This window comes from Methylovirgula sp. 4M-Z18, assembly GCF_037890675.1.
GTDB lineage: Bacteria > Pseudomonadota > Alphaproteobacteria > Rhizobiales > Beijerinckiaceae > 4M-Z18.
The window spans coordinates 4,566,980-4,587,625 of the sequence record NZ_CP149574.1 but is presented as its reverse complement, the minus strand read 5'-3'; the positions used below and the strand labels follow the sequence as shown (position 1 = coordinate 4,587,625).

Annotated in this window: 21 protein-coding genes; 12 read left to right on the top strand and 9 right to left on the bottom strand. The window is 62.0% G+C overall.

Annotated features, from left to right (window positions below; genetic code table 11):
• Nucleotides 1–32: 32 nt before the first annotated feature.
• Nucleotides 33–884, bottom strand: coding sequence for an FTR1 family iron permease (locus V9T28_RS21235; protein WP_116401115.1), 852 nt, complete (start codon nt 882–884; stop codon nt 33–35).
• Entirely contained in the window at nt 884–1,231 is a 348-nt protein-coding gene (locus V9T28_RS21230; RefSeq protein ID WP_158554804.1) for a cupredoxin domain-containing protein, read from the bottom strand. Before V9T28_RS21230 ends, V9T28_RS21235 begins: the two co-directional genes overlap by 1 nt.
• 279 nt (nt 1,232–1,510) lie before the next feature.
• Between V9T28_RS21230 and V9T28_RS21225 the strand changes: the two genes are divergently transcribed.
• Complete coding sequence (locus V9T28_RS21225; protein WP_199500153.1) at nt 1,511–1,969, top strand: GNAT family N-acetyltransferase; 459 nt, start codon at nt 1,511–1,513, stop codon at nt 1,967–1,969.
• A gap of 191 nt (nt 1,970–2,160) precedes the next feature.
• Nucleotides 2,161–3,840 (top strand): hypothetical protein, encoded by a 1,680-nt coding sequence (locus V9T28_RS21220; protein WP_116401113.1) that lies wholly within the window; start codon nt 2,161–2,163, stop codon nt 3,838–3,840.
• A gap of 53 nt (nt 3,841–3,893) precedes the next feature.
• On the opposite strand, the gene V9T28_RS21215 is transcribed toward V9T28_RS21220, so the two are convergent.
• Both V9T28_RS21215 and rpsA read right to left on the bottom strand, forming a co-directional pair.
• On the bottom strand, nt 3,894–4,973 hold the full coding sequence (locus tag V9T28_RS21215; protein ID WP_116401112.1) for a hypothetical protein: 1,080 nt from the start codon (nt 4,971–4,973) through the stop codon (nt 3,894–3,896).
• Between the two features lie 253 nt (nt 4,974–5,226).
• The gene (gene rpsA, locus V9T28_RS21210; protein ID WP_116401111.1) at nt 5,227–6,957 is read right to left on the bottom strand and encodes a 30S ribosomal protein S1; all 1,731 of its coding nucleotides are present in this window, start codon (nt 6,955–6,957) and stop codon (nt 5,227–5,229) included.
• Nucleotides 6,958–7,315: 358 nt separating this feature from the next.
• Between rpsA and V9T28_RS21205 the strand changes: the two genes are divergently transcribed.
• From V9T28_RS21205 to V9T28_RS21185, 5 genes are all read left to right on the top strand, one after another.
• The gene (locus V9T28_RS21205) at nt 7,316–7,522 is read left to right on the top strand and encodes a hypothetical protein (RefSeq protein ID WP_116401110.1); all 207 of its coding nucleotides are present in this window, start codon (nt 7,316–7,318) and stop codon (nt 7,520–7,522) included.
• Nucleotides 7,500–7,730 (top strand): GNAT family N-acetyltransferase, encoded by a 231-nt coding sequence (locus tag V9T28_RS21200; protein WP_116401109.1) that lies wholly within the window; start codon nt 7,500–7,502, stop codon nt 7,728–7,730. The genes V9T28_RS21205 and V9T28_RS21200 overlap by 23 nt, the downstream gene beginning before the upstream one ends.
• Before the next feature lie 75 nt (nt 7,731–7,805).
• On the top strand, nt 7,806–8,078 hold the full coding sequence (locus V9T28_RS21195; protein ID WP_116401108.1) for a hypothetical protein: 273 nt from the start codon (nt 7,806–7,808) through the stop codon (nt 8,076–8,078).
• Between the two features lie 207 nt (nt 8,079–8,285).
• Nucleotides 8,286–8,558, top strand: a complete 273-nt coding sequence (locus V9T28_RS21190; protein WP_116401107.1) for a CopG family ribbon-helix-helix protein — start codon at nt 8,286–8,288, stop codon at nt 8,556–8,558.
• A complete protein-coding gene (locus tag V9T28_RS21185; RefSeq protein ID WP_116401106.1) occupies nt 8,555–8,842 on the top strand; it encodes a type II toxin-antitoxin system RelE/ParE family toxin in 288 nt (95 codons plus the stop codon). Before V9T28_RS21190 ends, V9T28_RS21185 begins: the two co-directional genes overlap by 4 nt.
• Nucleotides 8,843–9,202: 360 nt before the next feature.
• On the opposite strand, the gene V9T28_RS21180 is transcribed toward V9T28_RS21185, so the two are convergent.
• The 4 genes from V9T28_RS21180 to V9T28_RS21165 all read right to left on the bottom strand — a co-directional run bounded on the left by V9T28_RS21180 (nt 9,203) and on the right by V9T28_RS21165 (nt 15,124).
• The gene (locus tag V9T28_RS21180) at nt 9,203–10,789 is read right to left on the bottom strand and encodes an acyl-CoA dehydrogenase family protein (protein ID WP_116401105.1); all 1,587 of its coding nucleotides are present in this window, start codon (nt 10,787–10,789) and stop codon (nt 9,203–9,205) included.
• A gap of 170 nt (nt 10,790–10,959) precedes the next feature.
• A complete protein-coding gene (locus tag V9T28_RS21175; protein ID WP_116401104.1) occupies nt 10,960–11,739 on the bottom strand; it encodes a Bax inhibitor-1/YccA family protein in 780 nt (259 codons plus the stop codon).
• Between the two features lie 117 nt (nt 11,740–11,856).
• Nucleotides 11,857–14,403, bottom strand: a complete 2,547-nt coding sequence (locus V9T28_RS21170; RefSeq protein ID WP_116401103.1) for an ABC transporter permease — start codon at nt 14,401–14,403, stop codon at nt 11,857–11,859.
• Between the two features lie 10 nt (nt 14,404–14,413).
• On the bottom strand, nt 14,414–15,124 hold the full coding sequence (locus tag V9T28_RS21165) for an ABC transporter ATP-binding protein (protein WP_116401102.1): 711 nt from the start codon (nt 15,122–15,124) through the stop codon (nt 14,414–14,416).
• A gap of 119 nt (nt 15,125–15,243) precedes the next feature.
• On the opposite strand from V9T28_RS21165, the gene V9T28_RS21160 reads away from it, so the two are divergent.
• From V9T28_RS21160 to thpR, 3 genes are all read left to right on the top strand, one after another.
• The gene (locus V9T28_RS21160) at nt 15,244–15,831 is read left to right on the top strand and encodes an arylesterase (protein WP_116401360.1); all 588 of its coding nucleotides are present in this window, start codon (nt 15,244–15,246) and stop codon (nt 15,829–15,831) included.
• A 29-nt stretch (nt 15,832–15,860) separates the two neighbouring features.
• Complete coding sequence (locus tag V9T28_RS21155; protein WP_116401101.1) at nt 15,861–16,910, top strand: NADP(H)-dependent aldo-keto reductase; 1,050 nt, start codon at nt 15,861–15,863, stop codon at nt 16,908–16,910.
• Between the two features lie 276 nt (nt 16,911–17,186).
• Nucleotides 17,187–17,720, top strand: coding sequence for an RNA 2',3'-cyclic phosphodiesterase (thpR, locus tag V9T28_RS21150; RefSeq protein ID WP_116401100.1), 534 nt, complete (start codon nt 17,187–17,189; stop codon nt 17,718–17,720).
• A gap of 16 nt (nt 17,721–17,736) precedes the next feature.
• On the opposite strand, the gene V9T28_RS21145 is transcribed toward thpR, so the two are convergent.
• Nucleotides 17,737–18,531 (bottom strand): helix-turn-helix transcriptional regulator, encoded by a 795-nt coding sequence (locus tag V9T28_RS21145; RefSeq protein ID WP_116401099.1) that lies wholly within the window; start codon nt 18,529–18,531, stop codon nt 17,737–17,739.
• Between the two features lie 89 nt (nt 18,532–18,620).
• Between V9T28_RS21145 and V9T28_RS21140 the strand changes: the two genes are divergently transcribed.
• Together V9T28_RS21140 and V9T28_RS21135 are read left to right on the top strand one after the other, a co-directional pair.
• Entirely contained in the window at nt 18,621–19,334 is a 714-nt protein-coding gene (locus V9T28_RS21140) for a class I SAM-dependent methyltransferase (protein ID WP_116401098.1), read from the top strand.
• Between the two features lie 240 nt (nt 19,335–19,574).
• Entirely contained in the window at nt 19,575–20,525 is a 951-nt protein-coding gene (locus V9T28_RS21135) for an IS110 family transposase (protein WP_116401927.1), read from the top strand.
• Nucleotides 20,526–20,646 lie beyond the last annotated feature (121 nt).

Here is a 20,646-nt window from a genome sequence, read left to right as displayed (position 1 = left end):
CAGCTTCGCTGTGGGAGAAGGGAGGGTAGGTCTCAAGCGGCGGCCAAGCGCGGCGTCGCTTGAGCCTTGACGAGCTTCGCCAGTCCGAGGATGGCAACCAGCGTCACCACATAGGCGACCGCCTGCAAAATGCTCGGCTGATCGCTGTAGCCGACCAAGGTGTGCAGAACGCGCCCCCCGATGCTGCCTTCCGCAAGAATGCCGGACGTGTCCCACAACGTCTGCGACAGGATCGTGGCAAAGCCGGCCTGTTCCAGGAAGCTCACCGCCTGCGCCGCCATGCCCGCCGCCAGCAGCGCCAGCAGAGCGCTCAGCACGGCAAAAAGATGCCGCGCCGGAATGGCGAGAAGACCGGCATAGGTGAGGGCCGCGAGCGCCGCGCCGCCGAGCAGACCGATCGCGCCGCCCGGCAGCATGGTCAAAGCCGTCGCGTCGTTCGAGACGGCGATGCCGTAGAGAAACAGTGCGACCTCCGAGCCTTCGCGCAGAACCGCAATGGCCACGATGACGGCCATGGAGAACAGGGACTTGGAGCCGGACGAGACGGCTTCGCCCGCCGCCTTCATCTGCGCCGCCAATTCGCGTCCGTGCCGCGCCATCCAGATATTGTGCCAGCCCAGCATCAGGACTGCGATGCCGAGAATGCCGGCATTGAACACTTCTTGCCCCGACCCGGCGATGGCGGATTGCAACGCGCTGATGCAGCTTGCCACCGCGACAGCGCCCAGGATGCCGGCAGCAATGCCGCCGGCAATCCAACGGCCCACATGGGGGATCGAGCGGGTCGCGGCCATGACGATACCGACGATGAGGCCGGCTTCCATCACTTCGCGAAAGACGATGAGGGCGGCGCTGGCGGAGGCGCCAAAGGTTTCGGCGAACATCACTCGGCGACCACGTACGCTTTGACGTGGTCCTCCTTATACTCGTTGACGATCAGATAGCGGCCTGGCTTCAGCGGCTTGACATGAGCGACGACATCCGTGCCGGCGGCAGCCACCTTCTCGATCTTCAACCCCTTGGCTTCGATCTCAGCGGCGGCGCTCTCCTTGTTCGAGACCTTCAGGGTAAAGGGTTGCCCGGCCGGCACTTTGATTTCGGCCGGCGAAAAGGCGTCGTTCTGCAGCACGACCTCGATGGTGGCTTCGTCCGCGCGCAGCGGGAGAGAGGTGAAAATGGCGCCTGCTGCGGCGAAGAGACATGCGGCGGCCAGCTTTGTCGAGGTATGCATCCCAAAACTCCAATTGGCGGAGTTCAAGGCTCCGCAATTCATACAAAAAGCGCACGTTCCGGTGCGCCTTAGGCCCCATTCCACGGATTCATTAAGCCGTCAACAGGTTGAAAAAACATTAGAATTAGTCGAAATTAACAGAATCGCAGCAGGCAATTGTAAGGGCGGAGATTTTTGCCTTCTTTGCGATGTTTCTAAATTGCGGGTGCGGTGTAAAAAGCGTGCCGGTGCTTCGACAAATGGGCGCGCAACATCGATGACCTCGCGGATATCGACGCCATGACCGAGATTGCCTGGGATTATCACAGCTTCCCGACTTTCATGCTGCAGGACCTGTATGCGGTCTTGCGGCTGCGCCAAAGCGTGTTCATCGTCGAGCAGCAAAGTATCTATCCCGACATCGACGGATATGACGACCGGGCCATGCATCTCATCGGTCGGATCGGCGGCGAGGTCGTCGCCTATGCGCGCGTCTTTCCGCCAGGGGTGAAATATGCGGAATATGCCATCGGCCGGGTGGCGGTGGCAGCCAGCGCGCGCAACCGCGGCCTCGGCCGCGCCGTTATGACGGAAGCCATGTCGCGCATCTTCGACATCGACCGTGACGCCTCCATTCGCATTCAGGCGCAGGCGCATCTTACCGACAGCTTCTACCGCCCACTTGGATTCGCGTGCGTCGGACCGCCCTACGACGAAGATGGAATCCTGCACGTCGATATGGTGAAGGGGCTGCGCTAGACAGCGTTGCGTTTGGGGGCATTGCCCTGGACCGCGAGCTACCGGCTCGCGGTCCAGTTCCTTGTCGCGCGTCGCCATGCGGCCGGTCATCTCAAAATGCGGCTTGTGTTCCCGCGCGCTGGATTGCACGATTCTATTGGGGGCTGGCTGGGACACCTCTCACGCGGCTGCAATAGATTCCGGATTCGTGCATGGACCGTTTCAATCTTGGCACGTATCGGCGTGCGATCACGACACAATCCGCCGAGGCGCAGCGCTGGTTCGATATCGGCCTCAACTGGTGTTACGGCTTCAATCACGACGAGGGCATCAAGTGCTTCGAGCGCGCGCTTGCGGCCGATCCCGATTGCGCCATGGCGTTGTGGGGAATCGCTTACGCCGCAGGCCCCTATTACAACCTGACGTGGAAGGAGCATGGCCCGGTCGAGGCGAAAAAGGCCACGCATCTATGCTTCGATCATGTACAGCGGGCGCTCGCCCTCGCCCATCGGGCAAGCGATGTCGAGCAGCGTCTGATCGCCGCGCTGGCATGCCGGTTTCAGAAACCGCATCCGGTTTCGCCGGAAGAGTTCGAATGTTGGGACGATGCCTATGCCGCCGAAATGCGGCGGGTCTATTACGCCTTCCCCGACGATCATGACGTGATGGCGCTGTTCGTCGAAGCGCTGATGATGCGCACCGTGCGCCGCCTGTGGAACCTCAAGACCGGCGTGCCGACACCGAATTCCGATGCGCTGGAAGCCTTGGCAATCTGCGAGCGTTCCATCGCGCTTGCGGATCAAGCGGGCGTGCCGCAGCATCCGGCCATTCTTCACCTGCACATTCATCTGCTCGAAATGTCGCCTATGCCCGAACGGGCTTTGCGCTCGGCGGATGTGCTGGGCGAGATGTGCCCCGACGCGGGGCACATGAATCATATGCCCGGCCACATCTATGTACTGTGCGGCGATTACGACAAGGCCAAGACCGCGAGCGAGAAGGCGGTGCGCGCCAACGATTTGTATCTTGCCTATACGCCGAACCCGACGAGCTATCTCCTGAGCTGCTGCCACGATCTGCATCTCATGATGTTCACCTGCATGTTTCTCGGCCAATACGGCTCTGCGCTATGGGCCGCCGACAAGGTGCGGCAATTGGTGACGCGCGAAGCGGTCACCATTCCCGACCGGCCGAAGCTCACCTGGACCCTCGAAGGCTATCACGCGATGAAATCGCATGTGCTCGTGCGTTTCGGCCGCTGGCGCGACATCATCGATGAGCCGGAGACGGCGGAGCCGGAGCTTTATGTCGTCACCGCCGCCCTGCAGCATTATGCCAAGGGCGTTGCCCATGCGACGCTGCGCCAATTCGATGCGGCAGAGAAGCGGCGCGATGCTTTTCTCACGCATATGCGCCGTATCCCGCTCGAGCGCCGGTTCTTGAGCAATCCGACGCGCGATTCCCTCGCTGTCGGCGCCGCGCTGCTCGCGGGTGAACTCAGCTATCATCAGGGCCGGCACGAGGAGGCGTATCGGCATTTGCGCCGGGCGGTGGAACTCGACGACAATCTCTCCTACACCGAGCCATGGGCGTGGATGCATCCGCCGCGCCACGCGCTGGCCGCGCTGCTGCTCGATCAGGGCCATGTGGACGAAGCCGAACAGGTCTATCGCGACGATCTGGGCCTGAGCGACAAGGTGCAACGCTGCACGCAGCATCCCGACAATGTGTGGGCGCTGCATGGGCTGGTGGAATGTCTAAAGCGGCGCGGTGAGAGAGAAGAGCTTGCCGTCTATCAACCGAAACTGACCGCGGCGCTCGCGAAGACGGACATGGTGATCAGCTCGTCCTGCCTCTGCCGCACGAGCGTGATTTTTCAGAAGCAGGGATAAATCCACCAGATTGAATTGGCCTTGGGTCCGCCGATCACCGGCGGCAGCCAGCGTTATGCCGGTCGCTTCGGATGGAACAAACGACTTAGATAGCGGAACGGCCGCGTAGTCTTCCAACTCGTGGAATTGTAGATATCCGCGATTTGCTTGCGCAGCTCGCGTTCCGTGCGCAGCATCCGCTCATAGTTGACCGAGAGGGTGTCACGTTCGCGCGCGGCATGATCCCGCTCCTGAGCGGTGCGATCCCGTTCTTGCGCAATATGATCCCGCTCTTGGGCGGCGCGATTCCGCTCGGCGGTCATGCGGTCTTTCTCTGCGATCGCATGATCTCGCAATGAGGCGAGTTGTGCTCGATCGGCATTGAGAGCGTCGATCGTGCTGCGCGCTTCAGATAGATCGCGCTGCAGTCGCTCGGCGCGGTCGGTCTCGCGGACTCGCAGATTTTCGAGCTGTCCGGCCCGCCGCCAAATGTCGATCGGTGCGCCGTCGACATCGACCTTCTCCCCGACGAAGCTCGTACCGTCGAGAGCCGGATGCGCGGGGAAGGGGTGTCCATCGTCAAAATATCCCGCCTCGTCATGGCAAAGATAATTGCCCTGCATGCGGGGAAAGAGAATCGTCGACACGAACTGGTCATTTTGACCCCACTGGTCGTAGCGACCCCATCCATCGATCAGTTCGGCGATGTCGGGGAACGAGCCGCCCAGAGCACCCCACATGCCGCCGAGTGCCGCGCTGCGATGATGAGCCGAGTCCCGCATGAGATGAAAAGGTTGTCCCGACGCGATCCATGCATCGACGGCGCTGCGCTCGCGCGGGTTCAGCCGGGAATCTGTATCCCTGACGATGAACCGCTCGACGTCTGCCTCCGCCGCGACAAGGAAGCGCCAGTAGCGCCCATACATCGGCCCTTTGCTCGCGGTCGTGACGGGAACGACCTCCGCGCCGCCCTCGGAGAGGGAGCGGACGTAGCGGTCGGGTACCGTGCCATCGACATAATAGCGGCACACCCAGCCTGCGTAATGTTTCTGCGACAGCTCCAGATTGTGGAGAGCACCCTCACAATAGAGGCGGTGCGAACCGTAGAGGCTGAAGCTGATGATCCGCTTCGCGCCGGTTTTGGCCTCTCTCATTCGTCCCGCTCCCCCACCACTTAGGTCCCAATGCTAGAGGCCGTCAGAAATCGCGTCTGAACCCAGCGACCCACCCCAAGACCAAGTTTCAAAACGGCCTCTAACTATCCGATTTTCCAATTTGCAAATCCAGATTCTCGAACGACGGAAATGACGATTCAGGTCTGACAAAACGACCAGGCTTCGTCGCAGATAAAATAAGGCCCGCGTGGGAGTTCCACGCGGGCCCCATATTCAGAATGGCTCGAGCGAATTATTCGCCCTTGCGTGCCTTGTTGAGCGCCGCGCCCAGAATGTCGCCAAGCGAGGCGCCCGAGTCGGCCGAGCCGAACTGGGCGATCGCTTCCTTCTCTTCGGCGACTTCCAGCGCCTTGATCGAGACGGCGATCTTACGAGCCTTGCGGTCGAACAGGGTGATGCGGGCATCCACTTTTTCGCCCACCGCGAAGCGCTCGGGGCGCTGGTCGGCGCGGTCGCGGGCGAGTTCGGAGCGCTTGATGAAGGCGGTCAGGTCGGTGCCGGCGATTTTCACGTCGATGCCCGAATCCTTCACGTCGATCACTTCGCAGGTCACGACAGCACCCTTGCGGACAGCGTCGCCGCCGTCCTCGCCGGTCGCGGTCGCAGCCTTGGCGAAGGGATCGCCGCCGAGCTGCTTGATGCCGAGTGAGATGCGCTCCTTCTCGACGTCAACGTCGAGAACCTGCGCACGCACCACGTCACCCTTCTTGAACTCCTCGATCACCTGCTCGCCAGGACGGTTCCAGTCGAGGTCGGAAAGATGGACCATGCCGTCCACATCGCCGTCGAGGCCGATGAACAGGCCGAATTCGGTCTTGTTCTTGACTTCGCCTTCGACTTCCGAACCGACGGGGTGCTTCTGCGAGAAGCTTTCCCACGGATTGGCGAGGGTCTGCTTGAGGCCGAGCGAAATGCGGCGCTTGTTGCTGTCGACTTCGAGCACCTGCACGTCGACTTCCTGGCTGGTCGAGACGATCTTGCCGGGGTGGACGTTCTTCTTGGTCCAGGACATTTCCGAGACGTGGATCAGGCCTTCGATGCCCGGCTCCAGTTCGACGAACGCGCCGTAGTCGGTGATGTTGGTCACGCGGCCATGGAAGCGGGCGTTGATCGGATACTTGCTCTCGATGTCGTGCCACGGATCTTCCTGCAACTGCTTCATGCCGAGCGAGATGCGGTGGGTTTCGTGGTTGATCTTGATGATCTTGACCTTGACCTGCTGACCGATGTTCAAGACTTCGGTCGGGTGGTTCACGCGGCGCCAGGCGATATCGGTGACGTGCAGCAGGCCGTCGATACCGCCGAGGTCAACGAACGCACCGTAATCGGTGATGTTCTTGACGGTCCCTTCGATCACCTGACCCTCTTCGAGGTTGGCGACGATTTCGTGGCGCTGTTCGGCGCGGCTCTCTTCGAGCACGGTGCGGCGCGACACGACGATGTTGCCGCGGCGGCGATCCATTTTCAGGATCTGGAACGGCTGCGCGACACCCATCAGCGGGGTGACGTCGCGGATCGGGCGAATGTCGACCTGGCTGCGCGGCAGGAAGGCCACGGCGCCGTCGAGATCGACGGTGAAGCCGCCCTTGACCTGGTTGAAGATGACGCCGTCGACGCGCTCTTGCGCTTCGAACGCCTTTTCGAGCTTGACCCAGCTTTCTTCGCGGCGGGCCTTGTCACGGGAAATGACCGCTTCGCCGAGCGCGTTTTCGATACGCTCGAGATAGACTTCGACGGTGTCGCCGACCTTCAGGGTCGACTCGCGGCCAGGGCCGGTAAATTCCTTCAGAGCAACGCGGCCCTCGGTCTTCAGACCGATATCGATGACAGCCACGTCTTTTTCAATCGCGACGACCGTGCCCCGGACAACGGAGCCTTCGAAGGCGTCGGACGAGCCATAGCTTTCTTCCAAAAGCGCGGCAAAGTCCTCGCGGGACGGCGCGTGAGCTTGAGATGCAGACATATTTTCTCCTGAGAGCCTCAGTTGAGGCGGCGTCGGATAGGTTTTTGCCGATAAGCAAAACCTTGGTTGGTGTTGCGGGTGCCCGTCTCTTGGCTCCGGTGCTTAGCTGGCGTTGCAGCAAGCCACCGCCTGACGGCGGGCCGACGCTGGCCGGAGCGAAACGGACATTTTCCCCCGAAAAGCTGAAGGTTCAGCCTCCTGGAAGAGGCGGTTCCTTAGCAGACTGGCGGGCGTCCGGGCAAGCAGAATATCGGGTTTGGGGCCGGAAAAGGGAACGGAGTGATCCTCCCGCCGCGGGGTTGACGGACGATTCTCTTGCCACATCTCCACCCACACGCCGCTTTCAGGAACCGAGCATATGAACCATCCTCTCGATCGCCCGATCTGGACCGCTTTGACCACCCGGCAGACGGGTTTTGCGCAAGAGGCTGGCGGCATCCGGCGTTATCATCCGGCTTTCGGCGTTTTTGCGGCGAGCGCCGAGGGCACGCCCGAGAGCTTCCGCGATCTTGCCGCGCTGGTGCCCATTGGCGGGCGAGCGCATGAAGCCGGGGCCTTTTACTGAGGTCAGCGGCGTCTGCACCCATCCCGATCATCGTGGACGCGGCTATGCGGCTGGGCTCATGCGCGAGGTCGTACGCGCGATCCTGGCGCGGAACGAAATCCCTTTCCTGCATGTCCTCGCCGATAATTTTGGCGCAATCGCGCTTTACAACCGACTTGGTTTTGTCACGCGCTGGCAGCCGATGCTGACGGCGTTGGAAAGGCATTGATCGAGACGGATTTTGGACGCTGCCGACAATTTGCAGTGAAGGCTCGGTGTCCCGCCTCATTCGAAGGAGGTTGCCATGGGCATGCTGAACAAACGAATTGCATCGTCGTCCGGAAGGACGCGCAACGTCCGCCCGCTTGCCGGTTCCATGCGCCCGATGGATGTGGCGCGGGATGAACACCTGTCCCACCTGCAAAAGAAAAAAGTCCTGGATGAAATGGAAATCATCGCCTGGTCGTTGCAGCGTGCGGACGATGAAGGCATGGGCGGCGGCGAGCCCGACCGGCTCGAGGATGTGGTGGAAGCCAAAGAGGCTATTCACATCGGAACATTGGGCCGCACGCAATAGGCTCTACGGCAAAATCCGCCCCACCAAATCCTCCTGCCACGACGACAGATCGCGCGTGCCATATTGCGCTCCGACCGTATATTTCAGCCGCGTCTGCACATAAGCTTTCGCCAAGTCCGGCTGCGTCCACGCCGGTTCTTCGAGAATTCATGCTTGTATCAGATCGCCTTTGTACTAGAATGTATACATTATCATACAGGATGCCGCATGTCTTCTTCCGTCTTTTCCGTCCGGCTCGATATTGCCGCCAAGAAGCGGCTGGAGGCGCTCGCCAAAAGCACCGGCCGCAGCCGATCGTTTCTCGCCGCCGAAGCCATCAACGATTATCTCGCCGATAATGAGTGGCAGATCGCAGGCATTCAAAAGGCAATTGAATCCCTGGACGCGAACGGCGGGGTGCGCGATGGCGATGTCCGAGCCTGGATCGAGTCCTGGGACACGCCTGCCGAAATCGCTCGGCCAAAGCCCGGTAAAGCATGAACATCGTCTGGTCCGACGAAGCTTTGGACGATATTGAGCAATTGCGGACCTATATCGCGCAGGACAATCCGCATGCGGCACGGCGCGTGGCAATCGCGATTGTCGATGCCGTCACGAAGATGCTGCCGAGCAATCCAGAAATCGGCCGACCTGGTCGTGTTTCAGGCACGCGGGAACTTGTAATTCCACGGTTGCCCTATATCGTGCCTTATCGCGTGCGGAACGAGACGATACAGGTGCTTAGAGTTTATCACGGCGCCCGGAAGTGGCCGGAGCGGTTTTAGGATCGACTTTATGGCATGAAGGCTACCGAGAGAAGATTGGGATGCGTGACGTAAGTGATGCGGAAACGGAAAAACAAACCGCAAAGCGCCGCCGTGGGCGCTTCGGCGCTTCGGCGGTTTGGCTTTCCTTATTGCGTTGGCGATTTTCCGCCTTTTTCAGGGTCCGCATTCTTCTCCCGTAGTGATACCTCCCGGGAGCATTCATCCTAATGATGCCAGCAATCCACTCGACTTTTCGCATTTCTCGCGTGGATCCATGACTATGAGAATGCCATTGCAATACCAAAATTCCAGACCGCGTAATGATATTCCTACGGATACGGCCGTAAAATAGGGTTCGCTTCAGCTTTGCCTGTCGGCCTACGGCAAAATCCGCTCAATCAATTTCCCCTCCCGTTGCGAAAGATCGCGAGCGCCGTACTGCATGCCGACGGGGTTGATCAGCCGCGTTTGCACATAGGCGTCCGCCAAATCCGGCCGTCTCCGCGCCAGCGCCGCTGCTGCCGCGAGCTTGGCGAGGTAATCGCAAATCGCGCGGGCATGGGCCTCGTTGGCGGGGTTGAAGGGGAGGGCTTGCTCCAAGCCGCACGCCTCTTGCAAACTCTTCACTAGTTCTCGCGCGGCGTCGGGTGCTTTAGCAAGGGCGCGCAACACGTCGAGCGCCATCACGTTGCCGGAGCCTTCCCAGATCGCATTGACCGGGGCCTCGCGGTAGAGGCGGGCGAGAGGCCAGTCCTCCGTGTAACCGTTGCCGCCCAAGCACTCCATCGCCTCGTAGAGGAAATGCGGCGCGGCCTTGCAAACCGCGAATTTCGCGGCCGGCGTGATCAGGCGGGCATAAGCGGCTTCTTGCGGGTCTGTACCGGCCCGATCGAAGGCGGTCGCGACGCGTAAAGACAGGGCGGTCGCCGCCTCAACCTCGAGCGCGAGATCGGCGAGCACGCTGCGCATCAAGGGCTGATCGATCAGCCGTTTCTGAAACGCGAACCGATGCCGGGCATGGTGTGCGGCCTGCGCGACGCCGGAGCGCATCAGGCCGGCGGAGGAGACGAGGCAATCGAGCCGGGTCAATTGCACCATCTCGAGAATGGTCCTGATGCCCTCGCCTTCGGCGCCGAGCCGCTGCGCATAGGCGCCGTGAAATTCCACTTCCGACGACGCGTTCGATTTGTTACCGAGCTTGTCCTTGAGCCGCACGAAATGCACCGCGTTTCTCGCGCCGTCGGGCCGGAAGCGCGGCACCAAAAAGCAGCTCAGGCCGCCCGGCGCCTGCGCCAGAACGAGAAAAGCGTCACACATCGGCGCCGACATGAACCATTTCGCGCCGGTGATTTCGTAAAAATCGCCGTGCCGCGCCGCGCTCGTCACATTGCTGCGCACATCGGTGCCGCCCTGCCGCTCGGTCATGCCCATGCCGAGCGTCACCGCGCCCTTCTCCCACCAGGGCCGCAGCGCCGGGTCATAGGCGCGGCCGCAAATCTTTGGCAGCCAGTTGCGCGCGATCTCCGGTTCGCTGCGCAGGGCGGCGACGCTCGCATTGGTCATGGTGGTGGGGCACATGTGCCCGCTCTCGGTCTGCGTCGCCATGAAGAGGCGCGCCGCGCGCGTGGCATGGGCAGCCGCGCCGTCCGCGCCGTCCCAGGCCGAGCAATGCAATCCCGCTGCGATGCTCGACGCCATCAGCACGTGATAGGAGGGATGAAACGACACCTCGTCACGCCGCTCGCCGCGCTGATCGAGAATGTGCAGCACGGGCGGATAGATATTGGCGAGCCGGCCGTGATCGAGCATCGCCGCGGCGCCATAAGCCGCGCCGAAACGTGAAAGATCGGCCTTGGCCGCATCGACACCCGCGGCGCCGACCTGCTCGCGCAGCGCGCAATTGTCGTCGAAGAAGTTGCGGTCCTGGTAGAGGGGCGATTGATTGGGCGAGACGAGCTGTTCCATGCGGCCCTCTTCAAAGCGCTCTTTGCAGCAAGACTATATTACTTTCGCTGCAACCGAGAGTGTCAAATCGTCATGGCAAACGCGCGGGATGGGTTGGGCTGCCGATATCGCCCCCAAATAAAAAGCCCGCCGATGGCGGGCTTTCTGGTGTCTCTAAGACGTTTACGCGATCAATTGCGGCGGTCGCCGAAGATGCGCAGCAGGGCGACGAACAGGTTGATGAAGTCGAGATAAAGCGCCAGTGCGCCGAAGATCGATTTCTTCGTGACGACCTCGTAGCCGTCGCCTTCATAGTACATGGCCTTGATCTTCTGCGTATCCCATGCCGTCAGGCCCGCGAAAATCACGACCGCCAGATAGGACAGCGCCAATTGCAGGCCGCTGCTTTGCATGAAGATGTTGATCAGCGACGCAATGACGAGGCCGAATAGGCCCATGACCATGAACGAGCCCATGGCGCTCAGGTCGCGGCGGGTCGTATAGCCGTAGATGCTCAAGCCGGCGAAGGCCGCCGTCGTGGACAGCAAGGCGTTGGTGATCGACACCGCCGTGTAAACCAACAGGATCGAGGACAGCGACGCGCCCATGGCTGCGGCGAACACGAAGAACGCGATCTTAGCCGCCTGTGCCGACATCCGGTTCATGCCCATCGACATGTAGAAGACGATGCCGAGCGGCAGCAGCATCACCACATATTTCAGCGGCGAGGCGAACAGGGTAATGCCGAATGGGGTAATGTAGAGACCGTGAAAGGCGACCGCGCCTTCCACCGGAACGGCGCTCGTCGCCATGGCAAACAACGCATAGGCAACCACACCCGTGATAGCCAATCCCAGCGTCATGTAATTGTACACGCCGAGCATATAGGTGCGCAGGCCCTGGTCGATTGTGACGCCGGCCTGCGTGGTCGACCCGTAACGCGGGGTCGAATAGCGGTCGAAGTCCGACATGGAACATTCCTTCTGTTATGGCCTCCGAGAGGCCCACGCCCCATAATATGAGCGGTTGCGGTGGCAAAACAAGGGCCGAATTGCTCCGGGACCGGGGCCGGCAAGGCTGCCGTTCGATCACAAATCGCGGAGGTAAGGCGCCGGCTTCAGCCCCAGGATTCGCCAAGTGCCGAGAAGGCCCAGCACGATCGTCACGCCCAAGGCGATAAGGACGGCGGCGAAGGCCGGGCCGAGGAACAATACAAAATCGAGCTTCATGATCCGCTCTGCAATGCCCCAGGCCGCCAGAATGCCGGCCAGCACGCCGAACAGCGCCGTCACCAGCCCCAAAAGCACATATTCGATGAGATAGGCGCCGAGCAGCCTGGCCCGGGTCGCGCCCAGGGTTTTCAGCACCACCGTGTCGTGAATACGCGCCCGCTGGCCCGCCGCGAGCGCTCCCGCCAGAACCAGCATGGAGGTGAGCAGAGCGATCGAGGAGGCGCCGCGAATGGCATAGGCGAGCTCTCGGGTTTCTTTCAGCACCGTTTCGAGCACGTCATGCACCCGGACCGAAGTGATGGAAGGGAAGGCGTCGCTCACATCCTTGAGCAATTTCAGCTCGTCCGCATCCTTCGTCTGCGGCGGGTAGGTGATGGTCGCGAGAAGCGTATGCGGCGCACCGGCGAACGTGTTGGGCGAGAAGACGAAAACGAAATTGATGCCGAAGCTGCGCCAGTTCACCTCGCGCAAATTGGCGATTTCGGCGGTGACATTGCGGCCAAGCACATTCACAGTCACGTTGTCGCCGATCTTCAACCCGAGCCCGTCGGCGATCTGTTTTTCCATCGAGACGAGCGGCGGGCCGCTGTAATCCGCCGCCCACCAGGTGCCGCCTGTGAGTTTCGAGCCCTCCGGCACTTTGTCGGCATAGGTGATGCCGCGGTCGCCCTCGAGCACCCAGGCCGCATTGTCGCTCGGCCGCGCTTTTTCGACATCCGTGCCGTTGAGCTTGACGAGACGGCCGCGCATCATCGGCACTTCTTCCAGATGAGCCGCGGCCGCAACGTGATCTTTCATGAAGGCGTCGAAAGCCGGTTTCTCGCTGCTTTGAATATCGAGAAAGAAGAAGCTCGGCGTCTTGCCGGGCATCGCGTGCGACAGCGCATCGGTGATGTTGCGGTCGATCAAGGTCAGCGTGACCAGCAGCGCGAGGCCAAGCCCGAGCGAGAGTACGACCGAGGGCGTCAGCGCGCCGGGACGGTGAATATTGCCCAAAGCGAGCCGCAAGCCGGGATGCGCCACACGCGGGACGCGGCGCGCCAGCGCCATCAGCCCGAGTGCGACGAAGCGCAGCAACACATAGGCGGCAAAGGCCGCGCCAATATAGATCAGCGCGAGATGCCGGTCGGTCGAAAAGGCAAGCGCCGTGCCGGCCAGGGCGAGAGCCGCGGCGGCAAGCATCGCGAGATAGCGCCGGCGCGGCCAGGCGCTGCTGTGATCGACCGTGTCGCGAAACAGCGCCGAGACAGGCACGTCATGCGCCTGGCCGAGGGGCCCAAGCGAAAAGACCAGCGCTGTAAGGAGCCCGTACACCGCGCCGAGCACCAGTTCCTGCGGATAGACCGCCGGAATGAACGGCACCGGGATGAGCGCGCCGAACGCCGCAGACAGGCCAAACGGCAACAAAGCGCCGATGACGAGACCGATGACGACGCCAAGGCACGCGATCAGCATGACCTGCGCCAGCGCGATGGCGAACACCGTGCCGCCGGTCGCGCCGAAGGATTTCAGGGTCGCGAGGGTCGCGCGTTTGCGGTCGACATAGAGCCGCACCGCATTGGCAACACCAACGCCCCCGACCACGAGCGACGTCAGACCGACGAGGGTGAGAAATTGCGTGAAGCGCGCAATGTCTTTGGAAAATTCCGGCGAGACATTGTCGCGCGTGCGCACCTGCCAGCCGGCCTCCGGAAAGGCCTTGTTGGCATCGGCGACGAATTGCGCGACTTGCGCATCACTCGCCGGACCGTTGGGATCATGCAGCAAAACACGGGTCGTCCAGCGCACCAGGGCGCCCGGCTGGATCAGGCCGGTCGCGGCGAGATTATCGGTACCCATCAACACGCGCGGCCCGAGCGAAATGCCGGCGGCGAGCTTGTCGGGCTCCGACACCAGAACAGCGCGAATTTGCAGCGACGTATTACCGATCAGCAGCGTGTCGCCAACCTTCGCATTGAGCCGCACCACCAAAGCGCGATCGACCGCAATGCCGTTGCCGGCAAGTGCCTGCCCGATCGGCATCGGCGGGTCGAGTTCCACCGCGCCGCGCGTCGGATATGCTGCATCCACCGCCTTCAAATCGATCAAGGTCGGCGGCGGCGCGTTATCGCCCGGCATGCGGGCCATGGCGCGCAGGGTCGCGACGGTGGAAAGGCTGCCGTGCGCTTGCAGAAACGCCTGTTCTTCGGGCGAGAGGGTTTGGTGGATCAGGCTGAAGGAGGCATCGCCGCCGAGGATCTTGCCGCCCTCGCGCGCGAGGCCATCGACGAGTGCGCGCGACACCGAGTTCACGCCGCTGATCGCTGCGACGCCGAGCGCGATACAGGCGAGGAAGATCCCGAAGCCGCGAATGCCGCCGCGCAAATCGCGAAAGGCGAGGCGGACAATGTAGGGGAGCAGCATTTGAAAATCCCTACTGGGCCGCAACCGCGAGGGACGCCGCATTCATCCGCACATCCTCAACCCGGCCCGAGCGCAGCCGGATCGTGCGGTCGCAGCGCGCGGCGAGGGCATTGTCGTGGGTGACGAGGACGAGCGTCGTTCCGCGCTCGCGCCTGAGCGCAAACAACAGATCGGCGATCGCCGTGCCGTTGGCCTCGTCGAGATTGCCGGTCGGCTCGTCGGCCACCAGGATGGCCGGGCCCGGCGCCAAAGCCCGGGCGATCGCGACGCGCTGCTGCTCGCCACCCGAAAGTTGCGCGGGATAATGCGACAGACGCTCGCTGAGGCCGACCAATTGCAGCTCTTCCGCCGCGCGGGTGAACGCATCGGCGCGGCCGGCAAGCTCCAGCGGAATCGCCACGTTTTCGAGGGCCGTCATGGTCGGGATGAGGTGGAAGGACTGGAAAATGATGCCGATTTTCTGGCCGCGGAAGCGGGCCAAGGCATCCTCGTCGAGCCGCTCCATCGGCTGGCCGTCGACCAGAATGGAGCCGGAATCCGGCCGCTCCAGCCCCGCTAGGGCCATCAGCAAGGTCGATTTGCCGGAGCCCGACGGCCCGACGAAACCCGCCGCCTCGCCGCGCGCGATCGATAATGAAATTCCTTTCAGGATATGGACACGGGACGCCCCGCGCCCCAGACTTAGGTGAATATCTTTCAGTTCAATCACACCTTGAGTCATTCATGCCGTTCCGTCTGCGCGCGTCGACTTGCGCGAAAGCCCAATATGGTCACCGCGCTGCATTTCTCCAAGCCTTGCCCGCAATCATCGCTTTTCTGTGCGCGCTTAGTGTCGGCTTGATGGCTTTTGCGCCCTCCGCTTCGGCCCGCACCCTGCATGTGGTCGCGCTCGGCGACAGTCTCACAGCCGGCCTGGGGCTGCCGCAAGATCAGTCTTTCCCGAGCGTGCTGCAAAAGGCGCTGCGGGCGAAGGGATGGGACGTGGAGATCGCCAATGCCGGTGTTTCCGGCGACACCGCGGCCGATGGCCTCGCGCGGCTCGACTGGTCGGTGCCTGACGGCACCGACGCGGTCATCCTGGAACTCGGCGCCAACGACATGCTGCGCGGCCAGGATCCGGCCGGCACGCGCAAGACCCTCGACAGGATCGTCACAAAATTGAGCGACCGGCATATCAAGGTGCTGATCGCCGGCATGCGCGCCAATCCGACCCTGGGCGCGGATTATGGGCGGGCATTCGACGGACTTTATCCCGACCTCGCCATGACCTATAAGCTGCCGCTCTATCCGTTCTTTCTCGACGGCGTTGCGGGCGACCCGAAGCTCAACCAGCCCGACGGGATGCATCCGACCGGCAAAGGCGTCGAAATCATCGTGGCCCGCATTCTCCCGTCCGTGGAAACGCTTCTGCAAAGCATTTCGCCCTAATCAACTTCTTGAAAAACAACGGAGTAATCATGGAAAAGCGCAAGCTTGGCCGTACTGGTCTTGATGTCTCGCTGATCTGCCTCGGCACGATGACCTGGGGCCAGCAGAACACCGAGGCCGAAGGCTTTGAGCAGATGGATTACGCGGTCAGCCGCGGCATCAATTTCTTCGACACCGCGGAAATGTATTCGATTCCGCCGCGGCCCGAGACGCAAGGCTCGACCGAGCGGATCATCGGCAATTGGTTCAAGGCGCGCAAAAACCGGGACCAGATCATCCTGGCCAGCAAGGTCGCCGGCCGCAGCGACATGGGCTGGATGCGCCAGGACGGCGCGCCCTCGCAATTGTCGAAGGCCCAGATAACCGAGGCGCTGGAAAGCTCGCTGAAGCGGCTGCAGACCGATTACATCGATCTCTATCAGTTGCACTGGCCCGACCGGCCGACCAGCCGATTCGGTGCCCATGACAATACGTTCCGCGGCACGATCGAGCCGGACGAAAACCCGATTCATGAAATTCTGGCGACGCTGGACGGGTTCGTGAAAGCCGGCAAGGTGCGCTTCATCGGCCTCTCCAACGAGACGTCCTGGGGCACGATGCGCTTCCTGCACGAATCGGAAACCCGCCGCCTGCCACGGGTGCAGAGCGTCCAGAATGCCTACAATTTGATCAACCGCACCTATGAGCAGGGCCTGGCCGAGGTCACGCTACGCGAGGATGTCGGCCTGCTCGCTTATTCGCCCCTGGCGCAGGGCTACCTGACCGGCAAATACCTCAACGGCGCGCGGCCGGCCGGGGCGCGCTCGACTTTGTTCAACCGCGGCCAACGGTACGAGAAGCCCGGCGCGGAAGAGGCGATCGGCAAATATGTCGCTCTCGCCAAGGAATTCGGCCTCGATCCGGCGCAAATGGCCGTGGCCTTCGTGAATTCGCGGCCCTTCGTCCATTCCAACATCATCGGCGCGACGACGATGGAGCAGCTCAAAACCGACATCGCATCGGTCGACGTGGAAATTTCGCCGGAGCTGGAGGCGCGGATCGACGCCATCCACCAGCTCCACACCAATCCCTGCCCTTAAAAAGGGTTAAGCATCTCCCGGCTGCGCCACGCGGCCGGGAGAAGGGACCGCCGCATCGGACCGGCGCGCGAAATAGCTGGCGATAAGCGCTGTGACGCCGATGCAGGCCACGCTCCTGGCGACATCGCCGGGCTTGAAAAGTGCCTGTGGGCACATAACTTGCTTGGGGAAAAGGACACAGATCTGTCTTAGATTTTTACAATTTGCGTTTTCTCTATAATTTAGTGGTGTCTGGGTGATTCGTTTCGCCCCGGCCGCATAAGAAGGAGCACCGCCATGCCCCGTCTGTTCACCGGTCTCGAAGTACCTAACGAGGTTGCACGGGAGTTGGCGATGTTAAGGGGCGGGATTTACGGCGCCCGCTGGATCGATGTGGAAAATTACCACATCACCCTCCGCTTCATCGGCGACATCGACCATTCCAGGGCCCGCGATATCTTCTCCGAGCTTGGCCGGGTCCGGCGCAAGGGCTTCACCGTCACGCTCGACGAACTTGCCTCCTTCGGCGGCGACAAACCCCGCGCCATCGTCGCGAAAGCCAAAGCGGCGCAGCCGCTTCTGGATTTGCAGGCCGAGGTCGAGCGCACGGTGCGCCGAGCCGGCATGCCGCCCGAACCACGCAAATTCGTGCCCCACGTGACCCTGGCGCGGCTGAAGACGACCTCGCCCATGGCGGTCGCCGATTATTTGGGCGCGCGCGGCTTCCTGTTCTCGCCGCGCTTCGAAGCCAAACGCTTCGTGCTGTTCTCCTCGCGCGATTCGGTCGGTGGCGGCCCGTATGTGGTGGAAGCGGCCTATCCGCTGATGTGATAGCGGCGTCGACGAGTCATCCGGCAGGAAGACCGATGCCTTCCGCAGAAGCTCCGAACTGGCTTGGCGAGATTTGGAAATGGCGTGAGAAGGCGCGTGAAAAGGCTGCAGCGCTGCCAAAGCCAACGTCTGCCGCCACGACCTTGACGCTTTTCCCGGCCTTGAGGGAGATCTGCGCCAAGGTCAGTCGCCAGATGGTTAGGTAATTGCCAGGCGATTGCCCCACGGTCTCTGTGAAGGTTCTGATGAACCGACCGCGCGTCATGCCCGCGATCCCTGTCAAATCCTCAATGCGCCACGCCCGCGCTGGATCGTCGTGCATGGCGACAAGGCAAGGATGAAGTTCTGGATGCGCGAGTCCCGCCATGAGCCCCGCCTTCACCGTCTTGTCGGCGATCGCGCGACGGATGGCGTAGACAACGACGATCTCGCTCAATCTCGCTCGGACAGAGCCACCCCCGCACTGTGAGACAGCCTCTTCCGCGACAATCAGTTCCGCCAGAACGCGGAGCTGCGGATCGTCCTTGAGCGCGAAGACGATCTCGGATGGCAACACGCCGACGAGCGGGTTCTTGTTGCCGCCGAATTCCAGGCTCGATGCGGCAAGACTCCGCGCGTCGGGCATCGCCGGCACAACGATCCCGGCCCGCGGCCGGTAAATCGCATGCGTGGGACCTTTTCCTTCTCCGGCGGCAACGATGAGCAGATTGGCGGCGTCCGCCGTCGGGCACGGGCGCGCGACCAGCGGAAAGGCGCGCAAGAATGCGAACAGGCGATCATGCTTTTCCTTCGATATAGAATTTTCGATCATAAGACTGCGCCTCTACGTGCTTTAAAGTACGATACGCTCTCCGGCATGAATTTTCGATCCCCTTGCAGGGCATAGCAACTGGACATCTCATGACCCAAAGTTCCCACGCGAAATTCGATTGTTTCCGGGCCGATGAATATGGACATCAGGCGCGGATCGCCCTGGCGGGATATGACGCCTGCCATGAGCTTTCGGCCTGCATCCTGTCGGCCTCCCTCCGCTCCATGGGCGAAGCGCGCGTGCTGGTTGTCGGCGCCGGTGGAACGGGCGGCGAAATCATCGCCGCCGCGCGGCTGGAACCCATGTGGAAATTCTTCGCGATCGACCCATCGGAACCGATGCTGGCACTCGCCGAGGGGCACATTGGGGCAGCCGGTCTACAAGAGCGCGTGGCGTTCATACGTGGTGAACTCGCCGATCTGCCGAACCGGCCGGAATTCGATGCGGCCATTATGATCGGGGTTCTGCACCATATTCCGACGGAGGCCGGCAAAGCGGACATTCTTGCTCGGCTTTCCGAGCGGCTGCGGCCCGGAGCGCCGCTGGTGCTGGCCGGCAATTATCGTCCCTATGCGTCAGAACCGCTTCTGCTGGCGGCGTGGGGCAATCGGTGGCGCATGCATGGGGCGGGACCGGACGAAATCGAGGCCAAACTGGCAAAGATCATGAATGGCGCCGTACCGCCCGAAACCGAGGAAAAGGTGGAGACGCTTTTGTCCGACGCCGGCTTCGATAAGCCGCGGAGGTTCTTTGCTAGTCTTTTCTGGGGAGCATGGCACACGAGAAAGCGGCCTATCTGTTGATGTGATGTTGATGACCGGCGCGGAAGCAATCACAGACATTTGCCGTCATTGCGAGCGAAGCGAAGCAATCCTGTATGTTTGTAGAGCGTCACGCGTTGGTGTGACGTGAGGCGGGTGTGGCGCGGAAGCAATCCAGGCAACACCGTGATGATGGCGAGCGCATGCCCGCCTCCTGTTGTGACCGAACAGTCGATTGGGCGGCGTGTTTGACCGCGCTGGTCCGGATACAGGAGAGGCTTCATGATCGTCTTGTCGAACGCCGCCGGGATTGATGCCGGGCGGGATTTTCTGGATGTTGCGGTTGAACCGTGCGGCCATGTTCGCCGGGTCGCCAACGCACCTGCCGGCATCAAGGCCTTGCTGGCCTGGCTGACGCGCCGACAGGTGCGGCGCGTCGTGCTGGAGGCGATCGGCCCCTATGCGGCGCGCCTCGTGCGGGCCCTTGCCGATACCGGTTTCGAGGTCGGCCTCGTGGATCCGCGCCGCATCCGGGCCTGGCGGACCGCCGAAGGACGTCGGGCCAAAACGGATCGGCTGGACGCCAAGCTCATTGCGCGCTTTGCTCTGCGCATGGAAAATATCATCCGCCCCGTGCCCACGCCCCAGGCCCAGCGCATCAAGGCGCTGTCGACACGCCGTCGGCAGATCGTCGAGATGATTGCGATGGAAAAGACCCGTCTGAAGCAGGCTTTTGACGCGGACATCGCCCAGAACCATCGAGAGACGATCGCTTTCCTGACGAGCCAGCGCGCGGCGCTCGAGGCGGAGTTGACCGCATGCCTGACGGCCGACGATGGCGGCGCCCGCCTAGCCCTACTGCAGACTGCGCCAGGGGTCGGGCCGGCGGTGGCCATCACGCTCCTGGCGGACCTGCCGGAACTCGGAACGCTGGATCGGCGGGCCGTGGCTAGCCTCGCCGGCCTCGCGCCCCAGATCACCCAGAGCGGTCTCGACAAGGGGCAAGCGCACATTGCGGGCGGACGCCCCTGTCTGCGCAATGCGCTCTATATGGCGGCCCTTGCGGCAACCCGATCCAAATCCGGAATGCGCAGTGAGTATGAAGCCATGCGCAACGCCGGAAAACCACCCAAGGTCGCTCTCATCGCCATCGCACGAAAACTCCTGGTCATCCTCAACCATATGATGCGCGAGCGCCGACCCTGGACACCAAATCCCTCACAAAAAACTTGACGCAAAACACAGTCGCCATCCCCCAACCGATGGGTTGGAACATGTCTCGTGACACATCGTACGCATGGTTTCGCGATTCACTGCAACGGAACCGTTTGGGATAAATTTTTATCAAGAATGG

Excerpts from the sequence above, each read along its gene's own strand:
- V9T28_RS21235 (WP_116401115.1), bottom strand. The coding sequence starts at position 884 with ATGTTCGCCGAAACCTTTGGCGCCTCCGCCAGCGCCGCCCTCATCGTC.
- V9T28_RS21230 (WP_158554804.1), bottom strand. The coding sequence starts at position 1,231 with ATGCATACCTCGACAAAGCTGGCCGCCGCATGTCTCTTCGCCGCAGCA.
- V9T28_RS21225 (WP_199500153.1), top strand. The coding sequence starts at position 1,511 with ATGACCGAGATTGCCTGGGATTATCACAGCTTCCCGACTTTCATGCTG.
- V9T28_RS21220 (WP_116401113.1), top strand. The coding sequence starts at position 2,161 with ATGGACCGTTTCAATCTTGGCACGTATCGGCGTGCGATCACGACACAA.
- V9T28_RS21215 (WP_116401112.1), bottom strand. The coding sequence starts at position 4,973 with ATGAGAGAGGCCAAAACCGGCGCGAAGCGGATCATCAGCTTCAGCCTC.
- rpsA (WP_116401111.1), bottom strand. The coding sequence starts at position 6,957 with ATGTCTGCATCTCAAGCTCACGCGCCGTCCCGCGAGGACTTTGCCGCG.
- V9T28_RS21205 (WP_116401110.1), top strand. The coding sequence starts at position 7,316 with ATGAACCATCCTCTCGATCGCCCGATCTGGACCGCTTTGACCACCCGG.
- V9T28_RS21200 (WP_116401109.1), top strand. The coding sequence starts at position 7,500 with ATGAAGCCGGGGCCTTTTACTGAGGTCAGCGGCGTCTGCACCCATCCC.
- V9T28_RS21195 (WP_116401108.1), top strand. The coding sequence starts at position 7,806 with ATGGGCATGCTGAACAAACGAATTGCATCGTCGTCCGGAAGGACGCGC.
- V9T28_RS21190 (WP_116401107.1), top strand. The coding sequence starts at position 8,286 with ATGTCTTCTTCCGTCTTTTCCGTCCGGCTCGATATTGCCGCCAAGAAG.
- V9T28_RS21185 (WP_116401106.1), top strand. The coding sequence starts at position 8,555 with ATGAACATCGTCTGGTCCGACGAAGCTTTGGACGATATTGAGCAATTG.
- V9T28_RS21180 (WP_116401105.1), bottom strand. The coding sequence starts at position 10,789 with ATGGAACAGCTCGTCTCGCCCAATCAATCGCCCCTCTACCAGGACCGC.
- V9T28_RS21175 (WP_116401104.1), bottom strand. The coding sequence starts at position 11,739 with ATGTCGGACTTCGACCGCTATTCGACCCCGCGTTACGGGTCGACCACG.
- V9T28_RS21170 (WP_116401103.1), bottom strand. The coding sequence starts at position 14,403 with ATGCTGCTCCCCTACATTGTCCGCCTCGCCTTTCGCGATTTGCGCGGC.
- V9T28_RS21165 (WP_116401102.1), bottom strand. The coding sequence starts at position 15,124 with ATGACTCAAGGTGTGATTGAACTGAAAGATATTCACCTAAGTCTGGGG.
- V9T28_RS21160 (WP_116401360.1), top strand. The coding sequence starts at position 15,244 with ATGGCTTTTGCGCCCTCCGCTTCGGCCCGCACCCTGCATGTGGTCGCG.
- V9T28_RS21155 (WP_116401101.1), top strand. The coding sequence starts at position 15,861 with ATGGAAAAGCGCAAGCTTGGCCGTACTGGTCTTGATGTCTCGCTGATC.
- thpR (WP_116401100.1), top strand. The coding sequence starts at position 17,187 with ATGCCCCGTCTGTTCACCGGTCTCGAAGTACCTAACGAGGTTGCACGG.
- V9T28_RS21145 (WP_116401099.1), bottom strand. The coding sequence starts at position 18,531 with ATGATCGAAAATTCTATATCGAAGGAAAAGCATGATCGCCTGTTCGCA.
- V9T28_RS21140 (WP_116401098.1), top strand. The coding sequence starts at position 18,621 with ATGACCCAAAGTTCCCACGCGAAATTCGATTGTTTCCGGGCCGATGAA.
- V9T28_RS21135 (WP_116401927.1), top strand. The coding sequence starts at position 19,575 with ATGATCGTCTTGTCGAACGCCGCCGGGATTGATGCCGGGCGGGATTTT.